This is a genomic window from Paenibacillus castaneae (assembly GCF_002884445.1).
GTDB classification, from domain to species: domain Bacteria; phylum Bacillota; class Bacilli; order Paenibacillales; family Paenibacillaceae; genus Pristimantibacillus; species Pristimantibacillus castaneae.
The window spans coordinates 3,343,842-3,370,088 of sequence record NZ_KZ614144.1 but is presented as its reverse complement, the minus strand read 5'-3'; the positions used below and the strand labels follow the sequence as shown (position 1 = coordinate 3,370,088).

Sequence of the window (26,247 nt, the reverse complement as noted above, 5' to 3'; positions counted from 1 at the left end):
TTTAATTTTTATAGATTTCTTTTGCGATATTAAATGTTGGCCAAACTTCACCGAATAAGACATCATCGTTAAGTTCAGCAAATTTTGGCGCGAATTCTCCAAGTAAGTCGCGTCCCGCTTTTTGTTTTTCTGCCATACAAATCATATCCCCATCCAATTTGATTTGTTCAAGGTTAAGTATAGGCCTTCAAGTTAACTTTAATGCAAGTAATTACGCGATGAAACTTTAATGTGTACGGTGTAGTTGCTTTGGTTTTTATTAGTGAAATAAAAACAATGGCTTCATGTCCGCTTTATGTGTATCTTATGAGTAGAAATAAATACATAAAACGAGGTGGAGCATGACTTATTCAATTGGAGAATTTGCAACTATCGTCGGTGTAAATAAAAGTGCGCTCAGATACTATGAAATGGAAGGGCTAATCACTCCACTTCGAAATGAAAATAATTTACGCGTATTTACCGATTCTGATATCGGCTGGGTTCAATTTTTGCTTCATTTGAAAGCTTCAGGAATGTCGATGACAGAGCTAAAGAATTATACCGAGTGGCGTGCAATGGGTGATAAAACCATTCCTGAAAGGCTTGATTTACTTGAACAGCGTAAACGTCTCGTGGAACTAGAGATTCAAGCTTTGCAACAAAATCTGGATATTTTGAATCGTAAGATTGTTTTCTATAAAGATCAGTTCGAGGGGAATAAATACGAATTCGTCCTTTATCCCAAAGATAAAGAAGAAATAGCGAAATCATAAAATTAGCTTTGGAGGCTGATGGAAAACTTTTTCATAAAGAAAAAGCTTCCATGAGCCTCTTTTTTGTGATTTTTGCAGGTGGTGAATCACCTCAAGATCGAGTATTATTGTGCCAAATGATAGACTCCTAATTTGTAACATTACTAGAACATAGAGTATAATGTTCAAATGCATTTATGATACCTTCGTTTACACATGATTATATTTACTTTTCGTACTGTGTCATAAATTCAAGCAATCACTTGCATAATCCAACATTAGGGGGAAGTCAGTTTTGGTTTTTAGTTCAGTCATCTTTTTATTTTTCTTTCTGCCCCTTGTTCTTACTCTGTATTTCTCAGTTCCATTCAAATTTAAAAATATTATTCTATTGATTTTTAGTTTGGTCTTCTATGCTTGGGGTGAACCAACGTATGTCGTTCTAATGATCGTGTCCATTCTCATTAACTATGGTTATGGGATTTGGATAGATAGGGCGGAGCACAACGAGAACAAGAGAGTTTATATTCTAGCATCAGCAATCGTTGTGAATGTCGGGCTTCTTGGTTATTTCAAATATGCTAACTTCATCGTTGATATCATTAATTCCACCTTGAATACGAATCTTCAGTTGCAACCGATACCACTGCCAATAGGCATTTCTTTTTATACGTTTCATGCGCTCAGTTATTTAATTGATGTATATAGAAAAAAAGAAAAAGCACAACGAAATCTTTTCAAATTGTCACTTTATATTACTTTTTTCCCGCAGCTTGTAGCAGGTCCCATTATTCGTTACAATGCTGTCGCTAATCAGCTAAGCAAACGGGTATTCTCTTCCACACAATTCGCTGAGGGGATTCAACGATTTATTCTAGGATTATCCAAAAAAATACTATTAGCCAACCCTCTCGGAGCTGTAGCGGATACCGTGTTCATGACGTCTACAACGGACCTTTCAACCGGCAGCGCATGGATTGGCATTATGGCTTATACGTTACAAATCTATTTCGATTTCTCAGGCTACAGCGATATGGCAATCGGTTTAGCCAAGATGTTCGGGTTCGAATTTGCAGAGAATTTCAATTATCCATATATAGCTAAGAGCATTTCGGAATTCTGGAGACGCTGGCATATCTCGCTTGGCAGTTGGTTCCGAGATTATGTGTATATCCCGCTCGGCGGAAGCAGAGTTGCTCGATGGAAGATGTATCGCAACTTGTTTATTGTGTGGGCACTAACGGGGTTTTGGCACGGAGCTAGCTGGGCATTCATTGCTTGGGGCGTATACTACGGTATTCTTATCGCTTTAGAAAAAGCGGGCTTAGAGAAGCTGCTTTCTAAACTTTATCCATTCAATCATGTTGTTGTGCTGCTGCTTGTCATGATAGGGTGGGTGTTCTTCCGCGCTGACAACTTTGGCTACGCAACAGATTTCATTGCTGCCATGTTCTATTCCCGTGGCGAAGAGCTATTCGATGCTCAAGCACTCTCGCTGCTATCTTTGAATTGGTTCCATTATGCCATTGCTATTATAGTTGCTATGCCAGTATTTCCGAAGCTGCAGAAGCTGCAATTCAACAAGTCGATCACCAAAGTACAAGGGGTTATTGCATTACTTTTCTATTTTTTCTTATTCGCGGAAGTGATCTTGTATCTGATTAATTCAACGTATAACCCTTTCTTGTATTTCAGATTCTAAATTGTTACATCAAAGACATCAAGGGAGTATCGAAGTGAATAAATCTATTTCAATTGCTTATATGGTTGCCTTTTTAGCTGTTATTTTCGGTTTCTCATTTGCCAGCCTTATCATACCGGATAGAAATTTCTCCGCCAGCGAGAATAGAACATTAAGCCAACTGCCTGCTTTCAGAGCTGATTCCTTACTCTCACGTAGCTTCTTTGAAGATATGAATCAGTATTTGAATGACCAGATTGTTTTCCGTGATGAGATGGTTAGAATGTATCAGAAGCAGCAGTATTCCAAGATGTTCAACTCCATGCTGTTCGAAAATATGCTTCACTCTAATGCTACGCTGAAACCGGAGGATGGAACAGAAGTCACGGATTCACGTATTGTGTCCAAGCTTGTGGTGACCAATAATAAGTGGATTTTGCCAGTTCCAAGCAAAATTGTTTACACCAATTATATTGATTCTGCGACTGCCAAATTAAACGAAGCGGTGAAATTTGCCGAGAATCAAGGAACAGAAACCTATTTCGTCTTCAACCCGTCGAGGACCAAAGCATTAATGCATTTGTATCCTACCTATTTGCGAACCGATTCTTATATCAAGTCCAAACAATATTTTTTGTCTAAGCTCGATAAATCGATTAACGTCGTTGATGTTGGGAAAAAGTTCGATACGTTTACGAATGCTGAGCTGGAAGAAATGTACTTGGAGACCGACCATCATTGGAATGTGAAAGGTGCCTTCACCGCGTATCAGGAAATGATTGCTCAAATCTCTAACAGGTCGCCTATATTCGAAGACAAGCCCATGTCTCTGAGCGAGATCAACATTTCTCAATTGATAGACGGTAAATTCGAAGGCAGTTATAATAATCAGTTCAATTATGTAATAAATCCGAAGAAGGCAGATCGAACGATTATTTATGAGCCTAAAATATCTTTCACATTTGCGAATTTCCAAGTCATTAATAAGGATGGCACACAAACCGTCACGGACTTTAATGATTTCTATGGGTTCAAAAGAGGGCGAAGTACGTATGCTTATGGGACCATTTATGGAGGCGACAGACAAAAAATTGCTTATGAAAATCCGCAAGCTAACAATCAATTAAATGTCCTGTTGCTTAAAGATTCGTTTATGAATCCAATTACGCCTTACTTAGCCCAACATTTCAACAAACTAACTGTTCTCGATAATCGTTATTATTCGGAATTCAGCTTGCGAAATGTACTAACGAGTGAACATTATGATATGTTAATCATTGCTTTTCACGACGATAATCTGTTTAGCGGCACTTATGATTTTGAGAAATAGAACGACAATTATGTAACTCTTAAACCATTGCTAACAGCAAGAGCCCTTTTCATCCTGTAATAGGGAGGAAAGGGCTCTTGCTCGTTCACAGGAATTCTAAGGGGGACGATAGTCTTATTGAAGCTGATGAATAGTAGATATGATTTTTTTATTGCGATATTGCTTAGGGGTGGTGCCGATGTGCTTCTTGAAAACCTTTATGAAGTACGTTTGATCATAGAAATTAAGCCGCGAAGCAATCATCGAAATAGGGTCAGTGGTGTAATAGAGCAGATTTCTCGCTTCCTCAACACGTTCTCGCTGAATAAACTGTCTGATCGTCATTCCTGTTTCTTTCTTGAACAGATTGGAAAGGTAATTAGCGTTCAGCCCGGTGCTCTCGGAAAGCTTGTTTAGTGGGATTTCTTCATACAAATGATTGAAAATATATTCCTGGCAGGCCGCGACAGGTTTCGATAGACGGCTTTTCTTGGTCAAGTGGACGCGATCCGCGAAATCAAGCATCGCATCAGCCATTGCAACCTCAACGCTCCTCGTATCGTTTAGTTCCTCGATGTGTTGAATGTACAAATCACTCAAAGTGTACGCAAGCTCCATATATAATCCGCCGTCCATAGCTGCTCGCGTTGCGATGGCTATCGCGCAAATGGCCAGATTTTTACGACTACGAAGATGGCTGTGTTTAGATAAAACACCTGCATCCTCAAATGCGGTAGTACCCATCATATTAAGCAGTGCGGATTTATTTCCATTCCTGATATGCTGCAGAAGCAGCCTCTCGACATCCAGCATCGTATGATAAATTGAAAATTCCTTCCGGAAGGAAAGTTCTATTTGAATTAGTCTTTCGGGCTCGGGATGCTTCTCGAACCGGAAATGGTTCTCAATCACGGTGGTCATATCGAGCACTTGTCCATTGAGAACGAGGTGAGCCAGAACGCTGATATGAAGCAGTCTAGGCCCGGAGGCGAATGGGAGACGGTGCAGATATTCCTTCCATTGTGTCTGTTGATAGGTTTGTTTAAGGTCATTCACAATAGTGGCGATTGTCTCGTCTGACGGAACTTGAGCAAGAGTTGGGCCAATCACGACAGTGCCAAGCCAATTGCCCATTCGTTTGACGGGAACAATAATAAACTGTTCTGTAGCTTGAGAGGTTTGAATAAGAGGATAATCCGTCACTTTAACATGGTTGATAATAGAACGGATGAGGTTCTCGTGAGTGGTGAACAGCGGATTGATCAGATCATGCCCGCCGTAGGAGTCAGTAAGCTTCATCTCATCAGCTTGAATGAAAAAGACAGGCAGCAGGATGCTTTCATGAATTAGCTTGCACATGGAAGAAGGGTTTGAATCGGTGGATAGGGAGATCATGACGTTTTCACCTTCATTTCGTATGATTTTTTAAATGCAATGTTATCGTTTACCAATGTTAAATACTATTTTTCCGTTAATTTTACCATAAAACAGAAAAATAGCATTCTATAATGAAGAGGATTCGAAAAACCATTCGGGAGGATTAATCCATATGAAGCGTGATTTGAAAGCGCTTATTGCGCAAATGACATTAGAAGAAAAAGCAGGACTCTGCTCCGGACTCGATTTCTGGCATCTAAAAGGCATTGAACGTCTTGGTATACCGTCCATTATGGTGACGGACGGACCGCATGGCTTGCGTAAACAGAAAGGCTCTGCCGATCATGTAGGTCTTTCCGACAGCGTTCCAGCTACATGTTTTCCTTCCGCAGCTGGAATCGCTAGCTCGTGGGATAGGGAACTGATCGGCAAAGTTGGCGTTGCGCTTGGAGAGGAGTGCCAAGCCGAGAATGTGGCCGTCCTGCTGGGTCCTGGCGTGAACATTAAACGTTCCCCACTGTGTGGACGGAACTTCGAATATTTCTCAGAAGATCCTTATCTCTCTTCAGAAATGGCGGCAAGCCATATTCAAGGTGTGCAAAGCCAAGGCGTCGGTACATCGCTGAAGCATTTCGCAGTTAACAATCAGGAGCATCGGCGGATGTCCGTTGATGCCGTCGTCGATATGCGAACATTGCGTGAAATTTACCTTGCCAGCTTCGAGGGGGCCGTCGTGAAAGGTCAGCCTTGGACTGTAATGTGTTCCTACAATCAGGTTAATGGACAATATGCCTCTGAGAATGAATTTTTGCTGACAGACATTTTAAAGAATGAGTGGGGACATGAAGGCTTTGTCGTTTCGGACTGGGGAGCGGTCAACGAGCGGGATCTGGCACTTGCTGCTGGTCTTGAGCTGGAGATGCCGTCAAGCAGCGGCGTAGGCGATAAGAAAGTCATCGAAGCAGTCAAAACCGGGAAATTGTCCGAGGAAGCGCTCGATCGTGCGATTGAACGACTTCTTCGCATTATCTTCATGAGTGTGGATCAGAAGAAAGATAACGCGGTTTATGATCAGGAGGAACACCATCGTCTTGCCCGTACGGTAGCTTCGGAGAGCATGGTGCTGCTGAAGAACGAGAATCAGCTGCTGCCGCTGGGACAGGGAAACAAGGTAGCAGTTATCGGGGCATTCGCCGCAAAACCGAGATATCAGGGCGGAGGAAGCTCCCATATTACGCCGACGCAGCTGGATGAGCCGCTCGAAGAGATCAAGAAGCTTGCTGGATCTTCATCCACAATTGTTTATGCTAAAGGCTATTCGCTGGATAACGATCTGGTGGACGTAGCCTTGCTTGTGGAAGCCGAGAAAGCGGCCGGGGAAGCCGACGTCGCCATCTTATTCGCAGGTTTGCCGGATCGTTATGAGTCCGAAGGCTATGATCGAACACATTTGAGCCTTCCTGAAAACCAAAACCTATTAATTGAAGTGATCTCCCGCGTACAGAAAAATATCGTAGTCGTGCTCATGAACGGTTCTGCCATAGATATGCCCTGGAAGGACTGTGTGATGTCGATTATGGAGGCTTATCTAGGCGGGCAGGCTGTAGGCGGCGCGATCGCTGATCTGCTCTATGGCATCGTGAATCCAAGCGGCAAACTGGCCGAGACATTCCCGCAGAAGCTCAGCGATAATCCTTCATTCCTGTTTTTCCCAGGTGAAGCCGACCGCGTGGAGTATCGCGAAGGCATCTTCGTCGGCTACCGCTACTACGATACAAAGCAGGTGAAGCCGCTGTTTCCGTTCGGACATGGACTCAGCTATACGACCTTCGCATACTCGGATTTGTCTGCATCACGCAAACAAATCATGGACACAGAGAATGTAGAGGTTTTCGTTACGATTACAAATACGGGAACACGCGCCGGTAAGGAAGTTGTGCAGCTGTATGTTCGAGATGTCGAGAGCACTGTTATTCGTCCGGCTAAAGAGCTGAAGCAATTCGCGAAGGTTGAGCTCCAGCAAGGCGAGAGCAAGAAGGTAATCTTCTCGTTAGACAAGCGCGCTTTCGCATACTTTAACACTGATCTAAACGATTGGCATGTTGAAACCGGCGAATTTACGATTATTGTAGGCCGTTCGTCAGAAGCAATCGAGCTGCAGGAAACGATTTATGTGCATTCAAGTACGAAGCTTAACGTTAAGTATCATCGCAACTCGCTCCTTGGCGATCTGATGAAGAATGCAGATAAGGCGCCGATTGTTCAAGGCCTAATTCAGAAGCTACAGGAAGGCATGGGCATCTCGCTGGACTCGGAACAAGAAGGTATGGAAATGATGGAAGCGATGATGAAATATATGCCGCTGCGTGCGCTTGTTTCTTTCAGTCAAGGCGTATTTACGGAAGAGATGCTGAATGGACTGTTGCAGCAACTAAATCAACCCTAAATAAGCGAGGAATCCCTATCTCCATCAACCATAGATGGCGAGCAGCCATTCGAGAAGTAAGCATCATCTTTCGATGATGCTTTTCTTATGCTCTTCGGACACACTAGGCGACAGGGTAAGAATTTACAAGAAAACTATGCTTTTTACAGTATGAACTAAATTCTTTCTGGTGAAATATTAAAGAATGCTTTGATAAAATAAACGTTGTAATCGCTTACAAAAGTATTTTTGGAAGGATGTGAGGGAGGGCCCTGTTACGGGCTGTACAGCATCATAGTAAGACTAAATGCAAATTAACTCAAAGGAGGAAAATCAATTAAAAAACGAGAACAGCCATACTAGCATTTTATTACGAGGAGGTACTACTATGTTCAAAGAAAAACTAGTAAAAGGGGCAGCTGCTCTGGCACTCTTCTGTTCGTTGTTCTCCATTCCAATAATGCCTATCGCCAATGCTGCCGATGCCAACTGCCCGAACGGATACGTTGGTCTGACGTATGACGATGGCCCAAATGCCAGTAACACAACATCTCTGCTCAATGCTCTGAAGCAGGCTGGCTTGCGCGCAACAATGTTCAACCTCGGACAAAACGCGCAAAATTACCCGTCACTTGTGCGGGATCAAGTGAGCGCAGGTATGTGGGTTGGCAATCACTCGTATACGCATCCTCACATGACTACATTAACCAGCTCGCAAATGTCGTCGGAAATCACTCGGACACAGCAGGCGATTCAGTCGGCTACCGGAGCTGCACCTAAGCTGTTCCGTCCCCCGTACGGCGAGACCAACTCGACATTGAAATCCATCGAGGCTCAAAACGGGCTTACTGAAGTGGTGTGGAACATTGACTCCCAGGACTGGAACGGCGCCACCACCGCCCAGATCGTAGCAGCCGCGGGCAGGCTGCAAAACGGCGACGTGATCCTGATGCACGATCAATACCAGACTACGATCCAAGCGGTCCCCCAGATAGCGCAGAACCTCAAGAGCCGTGGCCTTTGCTCTGGCATGATCTCGGCGAGTACCGGCCGGGCGGTCGCGCCTGACGGCGGAAGCAACCCGGGCGGAGGTGGAGGTACTACTCCTCCAACAGGCACAGTTACGAGAGTGGAAGCCGAGAGTATGACCAAAAGCGGTCAGTACACTGGGAATATCAGCTCGCCGTTCGCCGGAGTCGCTTTATATGCCAACAATGATTCCGTGAAATACACACAGAGTTTCACGACCGGCACCCATAATTTTTCACTCCGTGGTGCTTCGAATAACTCCAATATGGCTAAAGTCGACTTGAAAATTGGCGGACAGACGAAGGGGACCTTCTACTTCGGCGGGAGCAGTCCTGCGGTGTATACGATAAACAATGTCAGTCATGGAACCGGAAATCAAGTGATTGAGCTCATTGTAACAGCCGATAACGGGACATGGGATGCTTACATTGATTATTTGGAAATCCAGTAAGAAGCACGAAGCAGTATTTGAGCTAATTGTAATTTTTAATTTGAATTGAGTTCATTTTGTAAAATGAAATCCCGGCGGGATCTTCTCCGCTGGGATTTTTTTGTGGGTATCCATGAAATTTCATCTATAACTACCAAGTTGGACTCGAGGATTCTTTTCATTCATGTCTGGAGAGAGAGGAATCCGATCAGGAGAAACAATACTATTTGTTTTTTATATACTCCACCCATTGCTCGTGCAGCTCTTTCTCAGAACGTTGAAAAATTTCATTAAAACCATTGGGATTTCTAATCACTTTATTTAACGCATCCAATCCATAATTTTCAACAATGAACTCCACAATTAAATATGAAAATTGAAATCCTTTCATTGTTTCAAAATCCCAAGTATCATTATCTAACTCTTGAAAGGACGGAATAACCAGATTATGAAGCGTATCTAAAGTACTGTCCTTAATGAATTCTTTGCTCATTCCTTTTGCCTCATATCCTCCAATACCCTGACGCGCCCATTTTGGAGCAAGTGGATTGATGTCAGTGATTAACCACATTGTGAACAAGTGTACGGTGGATGTAAGAATGGATTGATACGTATGCTCTGGTCCAGGATTCAATGGAGAAACAATTTTCAAATAATTGTCCTCAAAAGTGCCCATGAACCAATTGGGAGCATTTTCTTCTCCTACAGCTTGATGGAAGGTCGGAAGATCAGGATATATTTCAATGATAATTTTTCTGGATGGCTGATGTTTATACTTCAATGAAATTCTTTCAACATTATCCTTAAGCTCGTTAAATAAGTCGTGATGAACCTTCTTCAGACTATCATTCATGTCATTTGTTTCACTTTTATTTACTATTGATATCATATCTTGAATAGACATTATGGCAATGTCACCCCATTCTTTTAAATCTCTTCTTAATTTCTCTAATGATCGGTACAGCCTGTTCTTTACTGCACTCTCGCGCATTCCAACGATCTTGGAAATTTCCGATAATGTACAGTCTACAAAAAAACGTAATGAAATAATCTGTTGGTCTAGCTCATTTAGTTTTTTTAATGCAGAACTAATATCAATCCTAATTTCAACATACTTTGCAAAATCAAGAGAAATGGATTGTGATTCGTAACCTGTAAAATCATATGGGATTTCTTTTTTTCGTGATAAAGCTCGAAATTCATTTTTTACTAAATTCTCAGCAATTTTGAAAATCCAAGTGAATAAACTGGAATTTTCTTTAAAAGTATGAATGTTTTCTATTGCCCTTAAGAACACTTGTTGTGTTAAGTCATCCGCAACCATAGGATTTACTTTCAATGAGAGATATTTACGAATTCTATTACGATATTGATAATAGGTGATTTCAAATTTTTTGATATTGCCCTGTTCATCCGGATAAACAGGGCTTTTGTCGTGAGCTCCTGACATTGTAAGAACCTCCTCTTGACCTTACATACAATTAGACACCGCAAGGAGATAAAAAGCCACACACAAGTAAAAAATATTTTTGAGTGACGAAAAGTTGATGATGGTAACCGAGAATATAACTTATAGGGATTGGCAGGATAACTTTGGATGTTAGTCTAAGAGAATTAATCGAAAGTCATATTTAATACGGAGGTATCCAAATGAGTGAAATAACTATACTGACTCCAGAACAATTATCAGCGATGGAAAGTGATATTTTTTCAATAGACCATGTACAAATTCCGATTTATGGCGACTTACTGCAGGCTGCAGAATAGTATCAGAAAATGTTTGGAGTAGGCGAAAATCTCCCTAGTGCCAATGATGATGCTTGGTTCGCAGGTATCCCAACTAGCAAGGGGAATCTATTCTTACTAAAAACGGAGGAATCGAACTCCAATGCTAACTTTTCGAATGATGGCAGAGAATTTCCTGTAATTATGTTTAAAACTTTTAAGATTGATTCGATTCACCAAAAATTACAGGAACAGAATGTTCGAATTGCAGCTTTTGATGAACCAAAAGATGGTGAAGATTACTTTAGGTTTTTAAAATTTTACGATCCATGGGGGAATATGCTTGGGTTTATTCAAGACCCAGTAACTGTTCCGTGGTATGGAACGCGGTAATCGATCATTAAACTAACGGGACACGATAGTTCAGCCGCGGAAGGGCTGCCACATGGCAGCCCTTCGCTACGCTAAGGGCAGGTTAGTTTAACAACATTTTTATCTTGTGGTAGTATTAGGATAAGATTTTTGAAAGTTTAACAGGCAACTTACAATTGTATTCACGTTTGGATATTTAAGTATAAGGAGGAAATATGAAAAAAGTAAATTGGATTTTAAGCATATTTTTTATTGCAATTTTGGCTACTTTTATCGTAATTACAATTCGAAATAAAGAATCAAATAAATCTGATACAAACGCTATTGATGTCAATTCCAAAGATTTAATTATACAAAGTTCAAATAAGCCAATAACAGAAAATAAAAAGGATATTCAAGAATTGCAAAACAATGATTCTATTGTTATTCGTGCAAATGGGTTGAAAAATAATGAGTTGGTTATCAAAATGGATCGTATGGAAATAACAGATGAATACGAAACTATACTTAAAATCTATAATGAGGCAAATTTTAACTATTATTCGGCAACTATTCAGAGTGAAATGGAAATCCGAGAACAAGAATTGAAAAAGAGAATTATGCTTCAATACGCAGAGCAATTAGGAATTGCAGTTTCGGAAAGTGATTGGGAATCGTATGTGAAAAACGTTAACGATATAAAAGATGAGCGAATGACTAACTATTTTAATTTTATTTTAGAAGCTCGAAAATTAACGGAACAAGAATATTGGAATGATTTATTAACTATACAGAATCAAAAAACAGGATTAATACTTGGTAGATTATTAGCTGAACTTGGACAGGTAAAGTTTTATGATTTACAAAATTTATTGTGGGGTGAGTACAAAAGTTCAAAATCAAAAATAAATTAAGAATCCCTCTATTTCCAAATCCTGAGTTTGATCAAAGGATATTGCGAATTATCAGACCGATCTTCATTAAGCTATCTGGGAACGATAGTTTAACAAAACAAGGAGCAGATTTGCCATGGCAGCTGCTCCTTGTTTATTAAGCTCCCATGGAAGAACGCAAATACTTCCATAATCTGTGGTGTCGTGTGAGCGGCATGGATGGCTAACGGGTAGGTTAGCGTAATAGAGGGCATTGTTATAAAATGGGTGTAACTTGCATTTTGGGGGCCTGATAGCATGTTAGATAAAATTGAAGCACACCGATTCTTGTATCGATTTATTAAGTATCAAATACCCATTTCTGAATTAGAACAGTGGTTATATAGTCATTACGAGTTAGAAAACCTTCTTGGAAAAAACGAATATCTTGACTTTGTTTCTAGAGACTACAGAAGTAAATATTCGTTTAATGAGACCGAGAAGCAAATCAGAAAACTGATAGACCCTGGCTTATTTGAACAAGAAAGAATACTGAGTTTGCTAAATAGATTGGATCAAAATGATAACGAGTCCTTAAGAATAATGGAAATATTGTACGATGATTACTGTGAAGGGTTTACTTTTCTTAGGTACATTGCGTTGTACTTCATTACGACCAATGAAGAATATATAGTAGTATTAAAAAACGATCAAACAAGGCTTCAACAATATCTGGTCCCTATAAAAGTCGAGGCAAAGAGGTTAAGAGTCTTTTTTGAAAATGATGAACTTTCAATAATAGGTGAGAATGACTATTTTGACGGCAGAAAAGAAGCAGATCGAATAGAGCTGCACAGTGTAAACGACATGTTGGCTGCCAATCAAAAAGAACCCTGAATCATTACGCTAACGGGTACTATAGCTTAACAATCACCAATTCGAGGCTGCCGGCATGAAACGGCAGCCTCGTTGAACTATCGGGCAGTATAGCGGAGCAAATGATGTAAAGGGTTTTTCCTTAATACTAGAGAATATTACCTCAGAGGTGATTATGTTGAAATTTAAATTAGACTTGGAATATACACCTAGATCTCCAAAGCATGGACTTCCTTTTACCGAATCTAGCCATTTACGATCAGCTTCATCGTATGAACTTAATACTAAGGAAATAGGAATAGCTTTAGTAGACCTATGGAATTTTGGTTGGGATGATGGCCCTCTTGTTACATCCCTTGGATGGGAATTAAGTACGGAAAGAGGGGTATCGCATGCATTAAGGAAGAAGGAGATCATAACAAATCGAATTGCTCCCGCCATTAGTGAACTGAGACAATTAGGAGTTCAAATATTTCATTGTAATCATGCTCCATTTTTGAACAGTTTTCCTCAATGGCTTAATTCAACAACAGAAGAAGAACGTAGGAAACTTGAATCTCCAGGCAACCGGCACATCGATGTTAAGGTAGCTAATAATGTTTTCCCAGAAAAAGAGTGGCGACAAGAATGGAGTTAAAGGCATTCAAATGATGTGTACCATTTAGATTGGTCTAATCTACAAATCGAAACGTATTCCCAAATACAGATTCCTCAGATAGTGCAACCCCAAGATCGAGATTTATTGGTTTATTCAAAAGAACAATTTCATCGGCTTCTTACTCAACATAATATTCGAGTTCTTTTCTATATGGGATTTGAGACAGACGAATGCATTACTCATAGTGATTATGGAATTATTAATATGCACTCTTACGGGTATAAGACAAATATCGTCCGCGATTGTACAACTACATATGAATCTGCTGAAACAATTGAAGGATTATGGAGAACAAAGGTCGCTATTGAACAGATAGAGAAGAGATGGGGATATTCCATAAATGCATACGATTTACTGCGAGGGATTAAAAGTTCAGATCGTTGAACTAACTGGCAGGATAGTTGAATCATTTCACGAATACCTCAAATATGGAAGATTTGCGAAATACATAAATAAGGCGTTAGATGTAATTACTAGAAAACCATAAAAACTAATAAATCACTGAATAAGTTATGCTCTGACTATGATAAATAAGAGGTGGAAATATGAAGCACTGTTCTAAATGTCAAAGCATAAAAGTCAAACAGATAAGTTCATTTCATACAAGACTCTTACTTTCCATCTACTTATTTTTGAATTTTTACTTTTTTACAGGTGCCATTGACTATGGAGCGTTGATTGCATTAATTCCTTTTATTATCCCTTATTCACACAGATGCTCTGACTGTAATACAACATTTTTTGGATTGCCCAGAATTAACTTAAATAACTTTTGGGTAGGGAATAATCCTGATATATATTTGCTTGCAATGTCACCTTCAATACTATTAATTACACTCTTAATACTGAACTTTCCAAATACAGGACTAGGACGTATATTATATTTACCAAATATATACTTTCTTAATAGTGTGATTGTCCTTATATATTTATTTAAATTTAGAAAACGTAATGGAACATCAAACTTTATATCATGGGTATTGTTATTACTAGTAACTGTAGTTCTTTCTGTATGGTTTTATCCTCAAGAATATGGTGAAGGGATATTAAAAAGGATTTTTGCCTAATAACTCGAATGGGGTTATGCTTCGAAGCGAGTAACTTCATCTAACAATGTGTTCACGCATCGGCGGACAAGCCGCCTCGGTCTCGGAAGCAAAGTCGGAGAAGTGAATGCCTGGTCACACCAGCACCACCAAACCGCATCGCATCATTAAACTAACGGAGAACGATAGCACAGCGATAGAACCGATCCATCGCTTTTTTTGCTTGCTGGAAATCAGCTCAACTAACAGGCAGTTATGTTGCAACTCAAGCGAAAAAGGTAAAAATAACTAATTGGCGAATTTTATTTCGTTAGGGATTTATTACAGTGAGGTGCGAATATGTTGAGAATTCGAACAGCGGCAGGGTCTATGATAATTAAGGATGAGCAATTACTCGTATTAAGAAGAACTGGTGTTCAAGGGGAATTCTATGTTCTTCCAGGTGGCGGACAGGAACATGGTCAAAGCATTCAAAAAACTTTGATTAGAGAAGTGTTCGAAGAGGTAAGTTTAAAGGTGGAAATTGAAGAACTTCTCTTTATTAATGAATTCATCGCTAAGAGGGATTCCTTATTCCCTGACTTAGAACCAGATGTTCATCAAATTGATTTTACATTTTAGTGTAAGGTCACGTCGAAGCACGAAGCGAAGGTAGGTGAAAACCCTGACGTTCATCAAGTGGGTATTGCTTGGATTCCACTGAGTGAAATAACCGATTATAAATTGCATCCAAACAATGACGTTAATTTTATTCTAGGAGCACCTACACGTAATGTGTTGTCAGAGTGGATTGCGAATCAATACGAGGACACCTACATTTATACAAGGATAGGTTAAACTAACGAAGAACAATAGTTCAACTAACAAGGAGCAGATTGCTGCGGCAACTGCTCTCTTTCTTTGCTAATCTAAAAGGTAAGAAAATTCAGTGGGTTCATCGAATTGTTAATTAGTATCATCTTCTTTTGGGAGGGTTTATTTTGCATGAAGTGAGAACATGCCTGCCTGAAGACAGAATTATATGAAGTATACATACTCTAGAGCATAGAGGTCAAGGATTAGGAAAAAGACTTATAAAGGAGCTACTCTCCAAAGCAGAAGAAAACAATGTAACACGAACTTTGGTTGGATCCTCAAATAAACGGTGGCAACAAACAGCAAGCTTTTATGATCAACTTGGATTTAATATGTGGTACGTACAAATGTATAAATAACTTTGTACTTCACATCGGTTTACGATACAGCAAATCATACGCGCCCAAGAGTGCTCAATGAACGTACTGACGTTTTTGGTTTGGTCACCGAAAAACTTCTCCAAAATGGGGTGAAGACCCTTTTTTATATTCTAATATCCTGGGCTTAGATTTCTGCAAAATGCTCAATTAAATAATGCCACTTCTCATTAATTGAGGCATGTTTTTTGATATAATAAGAGGAATGAATACAGAACATATTGAACAAGGAGAAAACATGAAAAGTTACGATTTTTTGCCGATTATACTTGGAAGTGATGAAAATGCATATGGAAACGTAAGACTGATCCAAGAGGCTTACCAGATCAAGCCGCTGTTGCTGTGCACCCGGCTGTTAATCCCAACGATGAACAGCAAATTGTTTGATCTCATTCAAATCGATCGATTTGACCATGATACAGTATTTCCAGGCGCTCTGCTTTCCATATTGGAAAAACATACGGCTCCGAATAGAAAAATAGTCGTTATTCCTTGTTCGGATTATTATGCTGCGTTGTTGTCACGGCATTATAGCAAATTCAAAGGACTTATTGGGAATCATTTTATTTCCGAGGCTTTGCTTGATACGTTTGATACGAAAGATAAATTTTATAAACTATGTGAAAAACATAGACTGGATTATCCGAAAACGATTGTTTGTGAACCGCATGAGCGTGAAAGAGCGCTGGAACAAATGGATTTTCAATTTCCAATCGTCGTAAAGCCTGAAAACAGCAATGCCTACGCGTATTTGCACTGTCATTTTGAAGGTAAAAAGAAGGTGTTTTTCTTTAACACTAAGGATGAGTATTTATTGATGGTCAAAAACATGAATACTTCCGATTATAAAGGAAAGTTAATTATACAGGAATTTATTCCTGGCGATGACAGCTCGATGCGTGTTATCAATAGCTACTCCGATGACAACGGGAATGTGAGAATAATGTGTCTTGGCCAGCCAGTACTTGAGGAATATGCGCCGAAAACACTTGGCAACTATGCTGCGATTATTTCCCGATCTGATATGGACATTTACCAAAAGGTAAAGACATTTCTTGAGGATATTGGTTATGTCGGTTTTTCCAATATTGATATGAAATATGACAGCAGAACAGGCAAATATATGATGTTCGAAATTAACCCGAGACTAGGCAGAAGCAGTTTTTTTGTCAGGGCAGCAGGTCTTAACATGATAGCTGCGCTGATAGATAATGTCGTTTACGGAATAGATAATGACTGCATATACAGTGACAAAACAGCCCTATGGACAAATGTACCGAATCTCGTATTGCGAAAATATGTGACTGAACCGGCATTATCTGCTGAAATTAAAAATCTGTACAAACAGAAAAAAGTGCTCAAATCACTTTGGTTTAAAAAAGACTTGAACCTGAAACGCATTTTAAGAGTCTCACGATATTATTTTGGCCATATAAACAATTACCGACGATATTATTTTAACAAGGGACAAGCTGTATCTACCGAAATGAGAGGATAGGTAACCATTTATTTTGAATAATTGAAATTGGAACAATGGATACCAGCGATTATGGGTGTATCCCTCATCCGTAATCGCTGATTTCTCTAAATTTGCAATTATTAATCCAGAATTATCCATAGTAAACAAAGAGGTTCAACCAGAAAGATCTGGCTGAACCTCTAATACGAAAGTTATGGGAAGAAAGCTTAACGTTGAAACACTACTTACTATTAATAGACCATAATAAATTAAAGAATTTCATCAATGGATCGGTTTTTTACGATATTTATAACAAAAATGCCTAAATCATCATAGCTCATTGTATGTAATTTCTCTTTGAAAGCCTGTGGAATAGTTTCTTTCTCAAAAATGACTTTGATAATATCCATTACCAATTCAACTCTAGCCTGATGCCGTTCATTGGTTTCAATGCTCACTCATTTATTCTCCTGTTCTAGTTAAATGTTTTTCTCTCTTGACTACCTATAGTGTAAATTGATGATTGCCAATTTTCTTGGTGACTGGACGCGACTTGAACCATGCCGAACTAGTGATACTTGGATTAAAGTAGAACAATGCATTGCCGGTAGGGTCCACCCCTTTTACAGCTTCTTTTGCAGCCTTGAATGCCGTTTGATTCGGAATAAGCCAGTACTGTCCGTTTTTTACGGCGGAGAAAGCATTTGGCTCCATAATGACTCCTTTTACTGTATTCGGAAACTTTGAGGATTGGAGTCGATTCATTACGACCGCACCGACCGCCACTTGACCTTTATATTGTTCCCCTCTCGCCTCGGCATAGATGACACGCGCAAGCATGGAAAGCTCTATTTTGTTGACCGTCAATTTATTGAGCTTCGCCCATGTTCTCGGGCCAACAACGCCGTCACTCTGGAGACCGTTATTTTTCTGAAAACGTTGAACCGCGCTGCGGGTGGCGTTACCAAAACTTGTATCTATGGGCAAATTGTAATAACCGATCGTCTGAAGCCGGAACTGCAGATCCGGAATGTCCTGCCCCACACTGCCGAATTTCAAGACAGGTGAAGCGTCTACTTTGTGATTTGCTGTGGTTGCGGTAACGAGTAATAGTAGAGCGAATAATGCCAAAAGTCTGTACATGATGTTCAAATCCCTCCGTTTGCTAATAATAGGTAATCTATTGAATGGCTTAGAGCGCTTATTCTATCACAGCATGAATAGGATAATCTTGTTAAGATTTTCTCATATATGTCCCCCCCCTGAAAAAAAGGAAATGCATCGAATTATTATTATATTAACGATGATTATGACTACAAAATAATTTAAAACCGCAAATAACGGATAGTAGGAGTGTACAATGCAGGGTGATATTGAATTAGCAATGGAAAAAATAGAACAGCTTAATTTTCGTAATCAAAGAGCTATGATGGAATTAGTAAAAAGAAGTTTAAAATTAAATGATGATGAATTTACTAAAGAATTGCTTGTAGCTTACGCTCATCAAAACCCTATACATATTTTAGAGGTAGCAGTTGCACTGCAATATGAAGAAATCATTAAGGCGCTCCCAGATAAATTTGCTTAATAGGGTAACGATAATTGAACGATGCAAGGAGCAGCTTGCCGCAGCAGCTGCTCCTTGTTTTTAATAATCTCTTATTTCGCTCATCACCTTGTTGGAAGCCAAAAGTTGACATTCGAACAGACATAACCCCCTGAAATCGACAAAATTTGACGAATAGTAATAAGAGTTATACATAAGGAGTGAAACTCGATAGTGAATAATTACAAAAGCTTCATTCAAAATCAAATCAAAAAAGTAACGTCATCCGCTTCCGGACTTATTTCTTCAAAAAGTGAAGAACAAGAAGGAGGTACTATAGAACTCAATTCACAATCTTATGTTGAGCTGAAAGCAATCGCCGATAAACAGCATACGACAGTGCAAACGATCGTTAATGGAATCATTGTTCAATACTTAGCAAGTGCCCCAAACGAATTAATCCCATTCTCAGTGGATCAAAAGGAAGATAACCCGCTTCTGTATTTGGATGGTATTTGCAAACTAAAGGATTAAGGAGTGCAAACATATGGATAACCAATTGAACATTCAAGATACAATATTTCTTGATGAAACAGCTTTAGCCGCTTTAATGAACCCTGAAGACCCACGTTATGTGAAAGCTCGTTCCCTGTTTTCGGACTTGCATGATCTTGAACGTAATTACGTAACAACAAACTCCATTATATCTGATCTTCACGAATGGCTTCGCAATGAATACAGCTATCAGCAGGCAGAATATTTTCTGAATGCAATTGATAAGGCAGTGAGTAGAGGCAAGCTGGCGGTCATCTCAAGCGGTCCTGAATTTGATAGGGAATCGCGCAGATTGCTTATGGACAGGCCCGAGCTCCATTTCTCACTCAGCGAAGCATTCACAGCTGTGACCATGTCTTATTATCAGGTGAAACGCATCTTTACTTTTAATCGCAATTACATGATGCTTGCTAATCTGGATAAGGATATTCGAATCATTCCATCTAATTAATAGCTTTAAGATAAATACAGCCTGCTCTCTTGAGAGAGCGGCTGTATTTATTTCGTTGCAATGACGTAAATCGCTTATTCCTCCACTTCTGATTACACCCTCATTAACGACGCTTAAGGACTTGTTTCTCTTTAGAAATATGTAGACCGATATCTGGAATCATTGGATCTCTACCATGAGTAGATTTAATAAGCAGCCTCTAGATCAAGTCCCACGGGCAGGATAATTGATTAGTGAAAGCGAATATAAATCAGATTATATTCAAAGTAGGTGAGGTTATGAGAAGAGTTTTAATTGTTATTTTTTTGTCTTTACTTTTATCTGGTTGTAGTACACAAGAAGATAACCAAACATCTAAAGATAACCATGAACTTTTAGAGAATAAAAATTTTATCAAAAAGGTTCAGGGACATTGGGTAAATGCAAGTGAAAAAGATATGTACTTAGGTTTAGATGACGGGATAGAACATATTGGTATCATTAATGGTCAACTATTGAGCAAAGCGGAATATGAGGTAACAGAAGTAAACCTAATGGAACAATACATCATAATTCACGGGTTCAGTATGGATATTTCTTACGATGAAGAGTCTATGAGTGAAGAATTTATTAGTAAACTCTATTTAGTTGATGATGGAGAACAACTTATTTATGTATATGATTATCTGGACAAGAAAGTTGAAAGTACATGGACTAGATAAGAAAATGAATGGTGTTGCATCGGCAGTTCCACTCAGCTACGGGAAGGAAACTTCCATAAAAAGTGGAATGTTATTTTAAACATATCAATATTTTTGCACTGATCTTTCATCCGATTTAGCGGGAGTGTATGTGTATGGATAATAATCGAAATTGGTCAGGCAATTATAGGTATAGCGCTTCGGAACTCCATGTTCCGGAAACTGTGGCACAAGTACAAGAATTAGTAGCTCGTAGCAGTCAAATCAAGGCACTTGGCACTCGCCATTCGTTCAATGACATCGCTGATTGTTCCGAGAGCCTTCTCTCTCTTCAGAAGCTTAACCGAGTAATTGAACTAGACCATAAACGAAGTAAGGTTACGGTCGAGGCTGGTATTAGATATGGTGATCTGTGTCAATATCTGCACGGATATGGCTTTGCTTTGCATAATTTGGCGTCGTTGCCGCACATTACAATTGCAGGAGCATGCGCAACGGGAACACATGGTTCTGGTGACCAGAACGGTAATCTTTCATCAGCGGTGCATTCCATGGAAGTTGTCAAAGCGGATGGGGAGAGAGTCGTTTTCTCTCGTGACCAACAAGAAGGTCTCATTGCTGGAGCGGTCGTGGGACTTGGAGGAATTGGAATTATCACGCAAATTACGCTAGATGTGGTTCCCACATTTCAGATGAGGCAATTCGTATTCGATAATTTGCCTTTCGTGCAACTTAAAGATCATTTTGATGATATTTTCTCTAGTGCTTACAGTGTTAGTCTATTTACGGATTGGAAAACAGCGTCATTCAATCAAGTCTGGCTAAAGCAGAAAATAACAGATCATGACCCTGCTTCAGTGGAATCACATTTTTTTGGCGCTAAGCTGGCAACCGAGCATCGACATCCAGTACCAGGCCACTCTGCAGACAATTGCAGCGAGCAGTTGGGTATTTCCGGGCCATGGCATGAACGGCTGCCTCACTTCCGCATGGACTTCACGCCAAGCGCTGGTGAAGAACTGCAAAGTGAATATTTCGTGTCGCGCCAAGATGCCTATCATGCACTATGTGCGATTGACCGAATACGGGACATCATATCGCCACATCTTTATGTGTCCGAGATTCGCACGATTGCGGAAGACAATCTGTGGATGAGCCCTTGTTACAAGCAGGATTCGGTGGCTATTCACTTTACGTGGAAGGCGGATTGGGAGGCTGTCCGGCAAATATTACCGATAATCGAGGAACAGCTTGCGCCTTTCCATGCCCGTCCTCATTGGGCAAAGTTGTTTGCTATGCCGCCCGTCCATCTACAATCACTATACGAGAAGCTGCCCGATTTTAAACAATTACTTCTTCAATTCGACCCCAACGGAAAGTTCTGCAACGCCTTCTTGAAAAACTATATTATGGAGAACTATTCATAGTTACCAAATCAGCGATATTAGAACAAACATGGAGCAGTATGCTACGGCAGCTGCTCCCCTTTATTTATTAAAGCTAACCCACAAGTGGGCAGAAAATCACACATCGTGGTCCTTATTTTATTGTTAAATGTATGCCATTATATTTCTAGGGGTGATTGGATGTTTACTGAATTCAATTTGACGGATGACCGCCCAGCCTATACCCAGGTAAAGGAATATATGAAACGTTTAATTACTGTAGGCGTATTGCAAGCGAATCAGAAACTCCCGTCCACGCGTGAACTCAGTACTTTGTTGAATGTCAGTAGAAATACGGTAGTTAGTGCTTACGATGATTTGAAAGACGAAGGATTCGTATATGTAGATAAAGGAAAAGGGAGCTTTGTTGCTCAAATATGGGGCGAGGCAGTAACTGCACAATCATGGCAGCTTAATTGGAAGCAGAACATTAGTGATCAAGCGAAGATTGCTGAAGAGCTGGATCTTATTAAGCATGGGATTCGCTCGATTAAAGGGGAAATCAATTTTACAAGTATCGCACCGGATGAAAAATTGTTTGATCTCGATAATGTCAAACGAGCTTTTTTAGATCGGATGTCCATTGAGGGTGAAATCATCTTAAACTATGGATATGCGCAAGGCTATAAACCGTTAATGGAATATTTGCTTCGATACTTGGAGAATAAAGGGGTTAATCTAGAGGGTAAGGAAATCCTGATTACGAATGGTTTTACAGAAGGGTTAGACCTCATATTGTCGGCTTTAATCCAGAAAAATGGGCGTGTCATTTGCGAGAATCCTACTCATCATGCAGCTATTAAAATTTTTAAAATGCATGGATTTGAAATTACGGGTATTGAGATGGAGCAGGATGGGATCAATCTTGTGGAACTGGAGAAAGAATTGTCAGAACGACCATTTGATTTAGCCTATCTTGTGCCTTCTTATCATAATCCAACTGGTATTGTGATGTCTCCTCATAAACGAACGGAAGTTATCAAGCTGCTCCATAAATATCAAGTCCCGCTGATAGAAGACGGTTTCAACGAGGAACTAAGATATTCAGGATCCCACATTGCCCCTTTAATTGCATGCAACGGTAATGGAAACAGTGTCATATATATAGGCAGTTTTTCTAAAATTCTTTTCCCAGGCCTTCGGGTTGGATGGGTTTTGGCGGATAAAGAGTTCATCTATTATCTTGAAAGCGTTAAAAGAGCGCAAAGCATTCACACCTCCACGCTAGATCAATCCTTGCTTTATCAATATCTTCATAATGGCAATTTCGAGAAATATTTGAAAAAAGCTAAAGCTGAATATAAGCGGAAGTGTGAATTAGTTATTCGGTGCTGTAGAGCGTTTATTCCGTTAAAGCGGCTTTCAGGCGACGGAGGACTACACGTGTTTATTGAATTCGATGATAATTTTGATACCAATGTCCTGTTAGATTGCTGTCGTCGCAATGGGGTTATATTTACACCGGGCAACATTTTTTTTACGAATAATAAAGGCCATCATACGATGCGTCTTGGTTTCTCAAGAGTTGCAGATGAGGACATCATAAAAGGGATTCAAATCATAGGTGATACAGCTAAACAAATGATGAAGGAGGTTCAGTTATGAAAGTTGGTGTAATTATGGGGGGTATTTCATCAGAAAGAGAGGTATCCCTTATGACTGGTAAAGAAATGATTGCTAATTTGGATAGAGAAAAATATGAGTTGTATCCGATTGAAATCAATAGTAAGGACGAACTCGTTGAAAAAGTGAAAAATATGGATGTGGCACTGCTTGCGCTTCATGGAAAGTATGGTGAAGATGGAACGATTCAAGGAGCACTTGAAACAGTTGGCGTTCCTTATACCGGGTGCGGCGTTTTATCGAGCAGTTTGAGCATGGATAAGAATATTTCCAAAAAACTATTTCGTAATGAAGGCATCGATACTCCTGATTGGATTCATCTAAGTAGTGCAGATGAATTATGTATGGAAGAGGTCGAACGACTGGGATATCCGGTTATTGTGAAGCCAAATTCAGGTGGTTCGAGTATAGGAATCCAAATAATAAAAAACAAAGAAACGTTAATACCTGTGTTACATGAAACTTTTCAATGGGATGATGAAGTGTTGATCGAGCAATATATTAGAGGTGAAGAGATAACCTGCTCCATTTTAAACGGAAAACTTCTTCCCATCATCACTATACGGTCTCAATCCGAATTTTTTGATTACTCTTCCAAGTATGACGACGGCGGTGCTGATGAACAAGTGATCCAATTGCCAACCGATATTTTTGAGCGAGTCCGTGATTCTGCACTAGGTTGTTATAAAACATTGAAATGCAGCATTTACGCCCGAATCGATATGATTCTTAAAGATGGAATTCCTTATGTCATGGAAGTGAATACACTACCTGGCTTGACGAAAAATAGCCTTCTTCCTAAAAGTGCGAAAGCTGCGGGGATTTCATTCAGTCAACTGTTGGATTCTATAATTGAATACTCACTTAATGAAAGAAAGAGATAAATCAAAGGCCATAGAAACGGACAGGTTAGTTCAATAAAAATGATTTTTAACTATACATTGCGTTTAGCTTATGTTGAAATAATGAGGAGTGAATTAGCTGTGTTTGATGGGCATGGAGGAATGGGGAATGTCTTTTATTAAGGGAATAGAATTATGCCATCGATTTCATTTGGAATTCGTTGAACCTGTAATGGCGGGCAATTACTCTTTTTTGTCATATTCATCAGCTCTAATGGGTCCTGGCAGCGAAGTCCTCGGATATGATACAGAAATGTCGACTGATCACGATTGGGTGCCCCGGGTATATCTTTTTCTAAACCAACTAGATAGCGGGTATTCAGAACAAATACAATCAACTCTGCACAAGCAAGCTCCGAAACAGTTCTATGGTTTCCTCGTAGATATAAGGAAGAGCGTAATTACAACGGTTCCGAGGTTCATCGAAAGTCACTTGGGTGTTAATAAAGATGAACGATTAGAATTAGTAGATTGGCTAACATTTCCTTCGCAGTCACTTCTCGAAATAACACAGGGAGAAGTTTATAGGGATGATAACGGCCAGCTTTCCACATTACGCAAACAATTCGAATATTACCCTCACGATATATGGTTGTATTTAATGGCGTCAAGTTGGCAACGAATCGGTCAAGAAGAACATCTTATGCTTCGTTCGGGTTTTATAGGCGATGAGCTTGGATCAGCTATTATCGCTTCACGCCTAGTCCGCGATATCATCAATCTCTGCTTTCTCATGGAGCGTCAATATGCACCTTATCCAAAATGGTTTGGTACTGCATTTAAACGTTTGAAATGTTCTGATCAAATAATGACTCATCTTTGGACTGCTCAAACGGCAGTTACATGGAGAGAACGCGAGCATGCTTTGAATAATGCTTACAAACATCTATCAAGTATGCACAACGGATTAGGGCTCACTGAAAAGATTCCTGATGACGTTTCAACCTTTTTTGATCGTCCCTTTAAAGTAATGAACGGTGGAGAAATAGCTAGCCTCATTGTAAATCAAATTGAGGATATAGACATTAAACAGTTATCCCAAAAACGTTTGATTGGAAACATAGACCAGATTACAGACAACACGGATTTCAGAAAAATGAATAAGTGGTCTGAGGGAGAAGAAGAATGTATAAGAAAAGATTTGAAAAATCTATTTAAACCCAGTTTGTAAACGAAAAGGGATCAATAGCTCAAACTTTGAAAGGCTGCTACGGCAGCCTTTTGTTATAGAAAGTGTTGATTGGGTTAAGATGTACTCTACTTGTAGCTTTTAAAAACATCCGTTACATACAATGCGGAGAACCGTATTGATAACAAGTATTTGGTGGTGATACTAAAAAGTCTACATTAGTGTATAGAGAAAAAACCATTCCTAACAATGGAATGGTTCTTTGGAATTGTTACTATTCATTTTCATATCTTAATTCGCCACAAAAGCAATTTGCTAATGCTTGTGTAAATGGAAAAATAATATCTTTGTTCCAGTCTGCTAGCCTATTATCGTGTATCTCTGTCCATAATCGGTTTTTAGAAGGCCAGTATGTTAACTCTAAAACGCCTGCTTCTTTTCCTTGTTTAAGGTGGTAATGTATAGACCCTTTCATCGTTGAAAGGGTTGTTTTTTGCGTTATGTTTAACCCATATGTATTTATGATTTCCTCTATTTCCTGTATGATAATGTCGGCATCAAGTGATTTTGGTTGTGACAGCTTGGAATTTATTATCTCATATTTTATCATATACTCCATGACCTACCATATTTCAGCTGAATACAAATAACCCTTTGGATCCAAGTAAATTAATCCTTTCTCATTTAGTTGTGTACTTTCATAATCCTACAA

Annotated in this window: 25 protein-coding genes and 1 pseudogene; 20 read left to right on the top strand and 6 right to left on the bottom strand. The window is 39.6% G+C overall.

Annotation, left to right across the window (positions count from 1 at the left end; all coding sequences use genetic code 11):
* Positions 1-40 precede the first annotated feature (40 nt).
* A pseudogene (locus CEF13_RS29275) lies at positions 41-136 on the bottom strand (carboxymuconolactone decarboxylase family protein); the annotation flags it as partial.
* Positions 137-341: 205 nt separating this feature from the next.
* On the opposite strand from CEF13_RS29275, the gene CEF13_RS15155 reads away from it, so the two are divergent.
* The 3 genes from CEF13_RS15155 (at position 342) to CEF13_RS15140 (ending at position 3,745) form a co-directional block, all read left to right on the top strand.
* Positions 342-755: a MerR family transcriptional regulator gene (locus CEF13_RS15155; RefSeq protein WP_102711620.1), complete on the top strand. Its 414-nt coding sequence runs from the start codon at positions 342-344 to the stop codon at positions 753-755.
* Positions 756-1,029: 274 nt separating this feature from the next.
* Positions 1,030-2,436: an MBOAT family O-acyltransferase gene (locus CEF13_RS15145; protein WP_102711618.1), complete on the top strand. Its 1,407-nt coding sequence runs from the start codon at positions 1,030-1,032 to the stop codon at positions 2,434-2,436.
* A 34-nt stretch (positions 2,437-2,470) separates the two neighbouring features.
* Positions 2,471-3,745 carry a DHHW family protein gene (locus CEF13_RS15140; protein WP_102711617.1) on the top strand — a complete coding sequence of 425 codons (1,275 nt, stop codon included), beginning with the start codon at positions 2,471-2,473 and terminating at the stop codon, positions 3,743-3,745.
* Positions 3,746-3,859: 114 nt separating this feature from the next.
* Here the strand turns inward: CEF13_RS15140 and CEF13_RS15135 are convergent, their stop codons facing one another.
* Positions 3,860-5,119, bottom strand: a complete 1,260-nt coding sequence (locus CEF13_RS15135) for a helix-turn-helix domain-containing protein (protein ID WP_102711616.1) — start codon at positions 5,117-5,119, stop codon at positions 3,860-3,862.
* Positions 5,120-5,273: 154 nt separating this feature from the next.
* Here CEF13_RS15135 and CEF13_RS15130 point away from each other — a divergent pair, with 154 nt between their 5' ends.
* Positions 5,274-7,547 (top strand): beta-glucosidase family protein, encoded by a 2,274-nt coding sequence (locus CEF13_RS15130; RefSeq protein WP_102711615.1) that lies wholly within the window; start codon positions 5,274-5,276, stop codon positions 7,545-7,547.
* A gap of 367 nt (positions 7,548-7,914) precedes the next feature.
* Positions 7,915-9,006 (top strand): polysaccharide deacetylase family protein, encoded by a 1,092-nt coding sequence (locus CEF13_RS15125; RefSeq protein ID WP_102711614.1) that lies wholly within the window; start codon positions 7,915-7,917, stop codon positions 9,004-9,006.
* A 202-nt stretch (positions 9,007-9,208) separates the two neighbouring features.
* On the opposite strand, the gene CEF13_RS15120 is transcribed toward CEF13_RS15125, so the two are convergent.
* Positions 9,209-10,435 carry an RNA polymerase sigma factor gene (locus tag CEF13_RS15120; protein ID WP_102711613.1) on the bottom strand — a complete coding sequence of 409 codons (1,227 nt, stop codon included), beginning with the start codon at positions 10,433-10,435 and terminating at the stop codon, positions 9,209-9,211.
* Between the two features lie 326 nt (positions 10,436-10,761).
* On the opposite strand from CEF13_RS15120, the gene CEF13_RS15115 reads away from it, so the two are divergent.
* From CEF13_RS15115 to CEF13_RS15080, 7 genes are all read left to right on the top strand, one after another.
* Positions 10,762-11,103, top strand: coding sequence for a VOC family protein (locus CEF13_RS15115; RefSeq protein ID WP_102711612.1), 342 nt, complete (start codon positions 10,762-10,764; stop codon positions 11,101-11,103).
* A gap of 194 nt (positions 11,104-11,297) precedes the next feature.
* Positions 11,298-11,975: a SurA N-terminal domain-containing protein gene (locus tag CEF13_RS15110; protein WP_102711611.1), complete on the top strand. Its 678-nt coding sequence runs from the start codon at positions 11,298-11,300 to the stop codon at positions 11,973-11,975.
* Between the two features lie 276 nt (positions 11,976-12,251).
* Positions 12,252-12,830 (top strand): hypothetical protein, encoded by a 579-nt coding sequence (locus tag CEF13_RS15105; RefSeq protein WP_102711610.1) that lies wholly within the window; start codon positions 12,252-12,254, stop codon positions 12,828-12,830.
* A gap of 154 nt (positions 12,831-12,984) precedes the next feature.
* Positions 12,985-13,446, top strand: a complete 462-nt coding sequence (locus CEF13_RS15100) for a hypothetical protein (protein ID WP_102711609.1) — start codon at positions 12,985-12,987, stop codon at positions 13,444-13,446.
* 1,406 nt (positions 13,447-14,852) lie between these two features.
* A complete protein-coding gene (locus CEF13_RS15090; protein ID WP_102711607.1) occupies positions 14,853-15,134 on the top strand; it encodes an NUDIX domain-containing protein in 282 nt (93 codons plus the stop codon).
* Positions 15,135-15,541: 407 nt separating this feature from the next.
* Positions 15,542-15,727, top strand: coding sequence for a GNAT family N-acetyltransferase (locus tag CEF13_RS29695; RefSeq protein ID WP_102711606.1), 186 nt, complete (start codon positions 15,542-15,544; stop codon positions 15,725-15,727).
* Positions 15,728-15,983: 256 nt separating this feature from the next.
* Positions 15,984-17,243: a carboxylate--amine ligase gene (locus tag CEF13_RS15080; RefSeq protein ID WP_166742955.1), complete on the top strand. Its 1,260-nt coding sequence runs from the start codon at positions 15,984-15,986 to the stop codon at positions 17,241-17,243.
* Between the two features lie 230 nt (positions 17,244-17,473).
* Here CEF13_RS15080 and CEF13_RS15075 read toward each other — a convergent pair whose 3' ends face one another.
* Together CEF13_RS15075 and CEF13_RS15070 are read right to left on the bottom strand one after the other, a co-directional pair.
* Positions 17,474-17,662, bottom strand: a complete 189-nt coding sequence (locus CEF13_RS15075; protein ID WP_102711602.1) for a hypothetical protein — start codon at positions 17,660-17,662, stop codon at positions 17,474-17,476.
* A gap of 46 nt (positions 17,663-17,708) precedes the next feature.
* The gene (locus CEF13_RS15070; protein WP_102711600.1) at positions 17,709-18,347 is read right to left on the bottom strand and encodes a cell wall hydrolase; all 639 of its coding nucleotides are present in this window, start codon (positions 18,345-18,347) and stop codon (positions 17,709-17,711) included.
* A gap of 217 nt (positions 18,348-18,564) precedes the next feature.
* Here CEF13_RS15070 and CEF13_RS15065 point away from each other — a divergent pair, with 217 nt between their 5' ends.
* The 8 genes from CEF13_RS15065 to CEF13_RS15030 all read left to right on the top strand — a co-directional run bounded on the left by CEF13_RS15065 (position 18,565) and on the right by CEF13_RS15030 (position 25,577).
* Entirely contained in the window at positions 18,565-18,792 is a 228-nt protein-coding gene (locus tag CEF13_RS15065; protein WP_102711598.1) for a hypothetical protein, read from the top strand.
* 192 nt (positions 18,793-18,984) lie between these two features.
* Positions 18,985-19,284 (top strand): hypothetical protein, encoded by a 300-nt coding sequence (locus CEF13_RS15060; RefSeq protein ID WP_102711596.1) that lies wholly within the window; start codon positions 18,985-18,987, stop codon positions 19,282-19,284.
* A 13-nt stretch (positions 19,285-19,297) separates the two neighbouring features.
* Positions 19,298-19,756 carry a hypothetical protein gene (locus CEF13_RS15055; RefSeq protein ID WP_102711594.1) on the top strand — a complete coding sequence of 153 codons (459 nt, stop codon included), beginning with the start codon at positions 19,298-19,300 and terminating at the stop codon, positions 19,754-19,756.
* 233 nt (positions 19,757-19,989) lie between these two features.
* Positions 19,990-20,457: a hypothetical protein gene (locus CEF13_RS15050; protein ID WP_102711592.1), complete on the top strand. Its 468-nt coding sequence runs from the start codon at positions 19,990-19,992 to the stop codon at positions 20,455-20,457.
* 134 nt (positions 20,458-20,591) lie between these two features.
* A complete protein-coding gene (locus tag CEF13_RS15045; RefSeq protein WP_102711590.1) occupies positions 20,592-21,863 on the top strand; it encodes an FAD-binding protein in 1,272 nt (423 codons plus the stop codon).
* A gap of 159 nt (positions 21,864-22,022) precedes the next feature.
* Complete coding sequence (gene pdxR, locus CEF13_RS15040; RefSeq protein ID WP_102711588.1) at positions 22,023-23,486, top strand: MocR-like pyridoxine biosynthesis transcription factor PdxR; 1,464 nt, start codon at positions 22,023-22,025, stop codon at positions 23,484-23,486.
* Positions 23,483-24,388, top strand: a complete 906-nt coding sequence (locus CEF13_RS15035) for a D-alanine--D-alanine ligase (protein WP_102711586.1) — start codon at positions 23,483-23,485, stop codon at positions 24,386-24,388. The genes pdxR and CEF13_RS15035 overlap by 4 nt, the downstream gene beginning before the upstream one ends.
* Before the next feature lie 127 nt (positions 24,389-24,515).
* Positions 24,516-25,577, top strand: coding sequence for a DUF4037 domain-containing protein (locus CEF13_RS15030; RefSeq protein WP_102711584.1), 1,062 nt, complete (start codon positions 24,516-24,518; stop codon positions 25,575-25,577).
* Between the two features lie 232 nt (positions 25,578-25,809).
* Here CEF13_RS15030 and CEF13_RS15025 read toward each other — a convergent pair whose 3' ends face one another.
* The gene (locus tag CEF13_RS15025; RefSeq protein ID WP_102711582.1) at positions 25,810-26,145 is read right to left on the bottom strand and encodes a hypothetical protein; all 336 of its coding nucleotides are present in this window, start codon (positions 26,143-26,145) and stop codon (positions 25,810-25,812) included.
* Positions 26,146-26,247 lie beyond the last annotated feature (102 nt).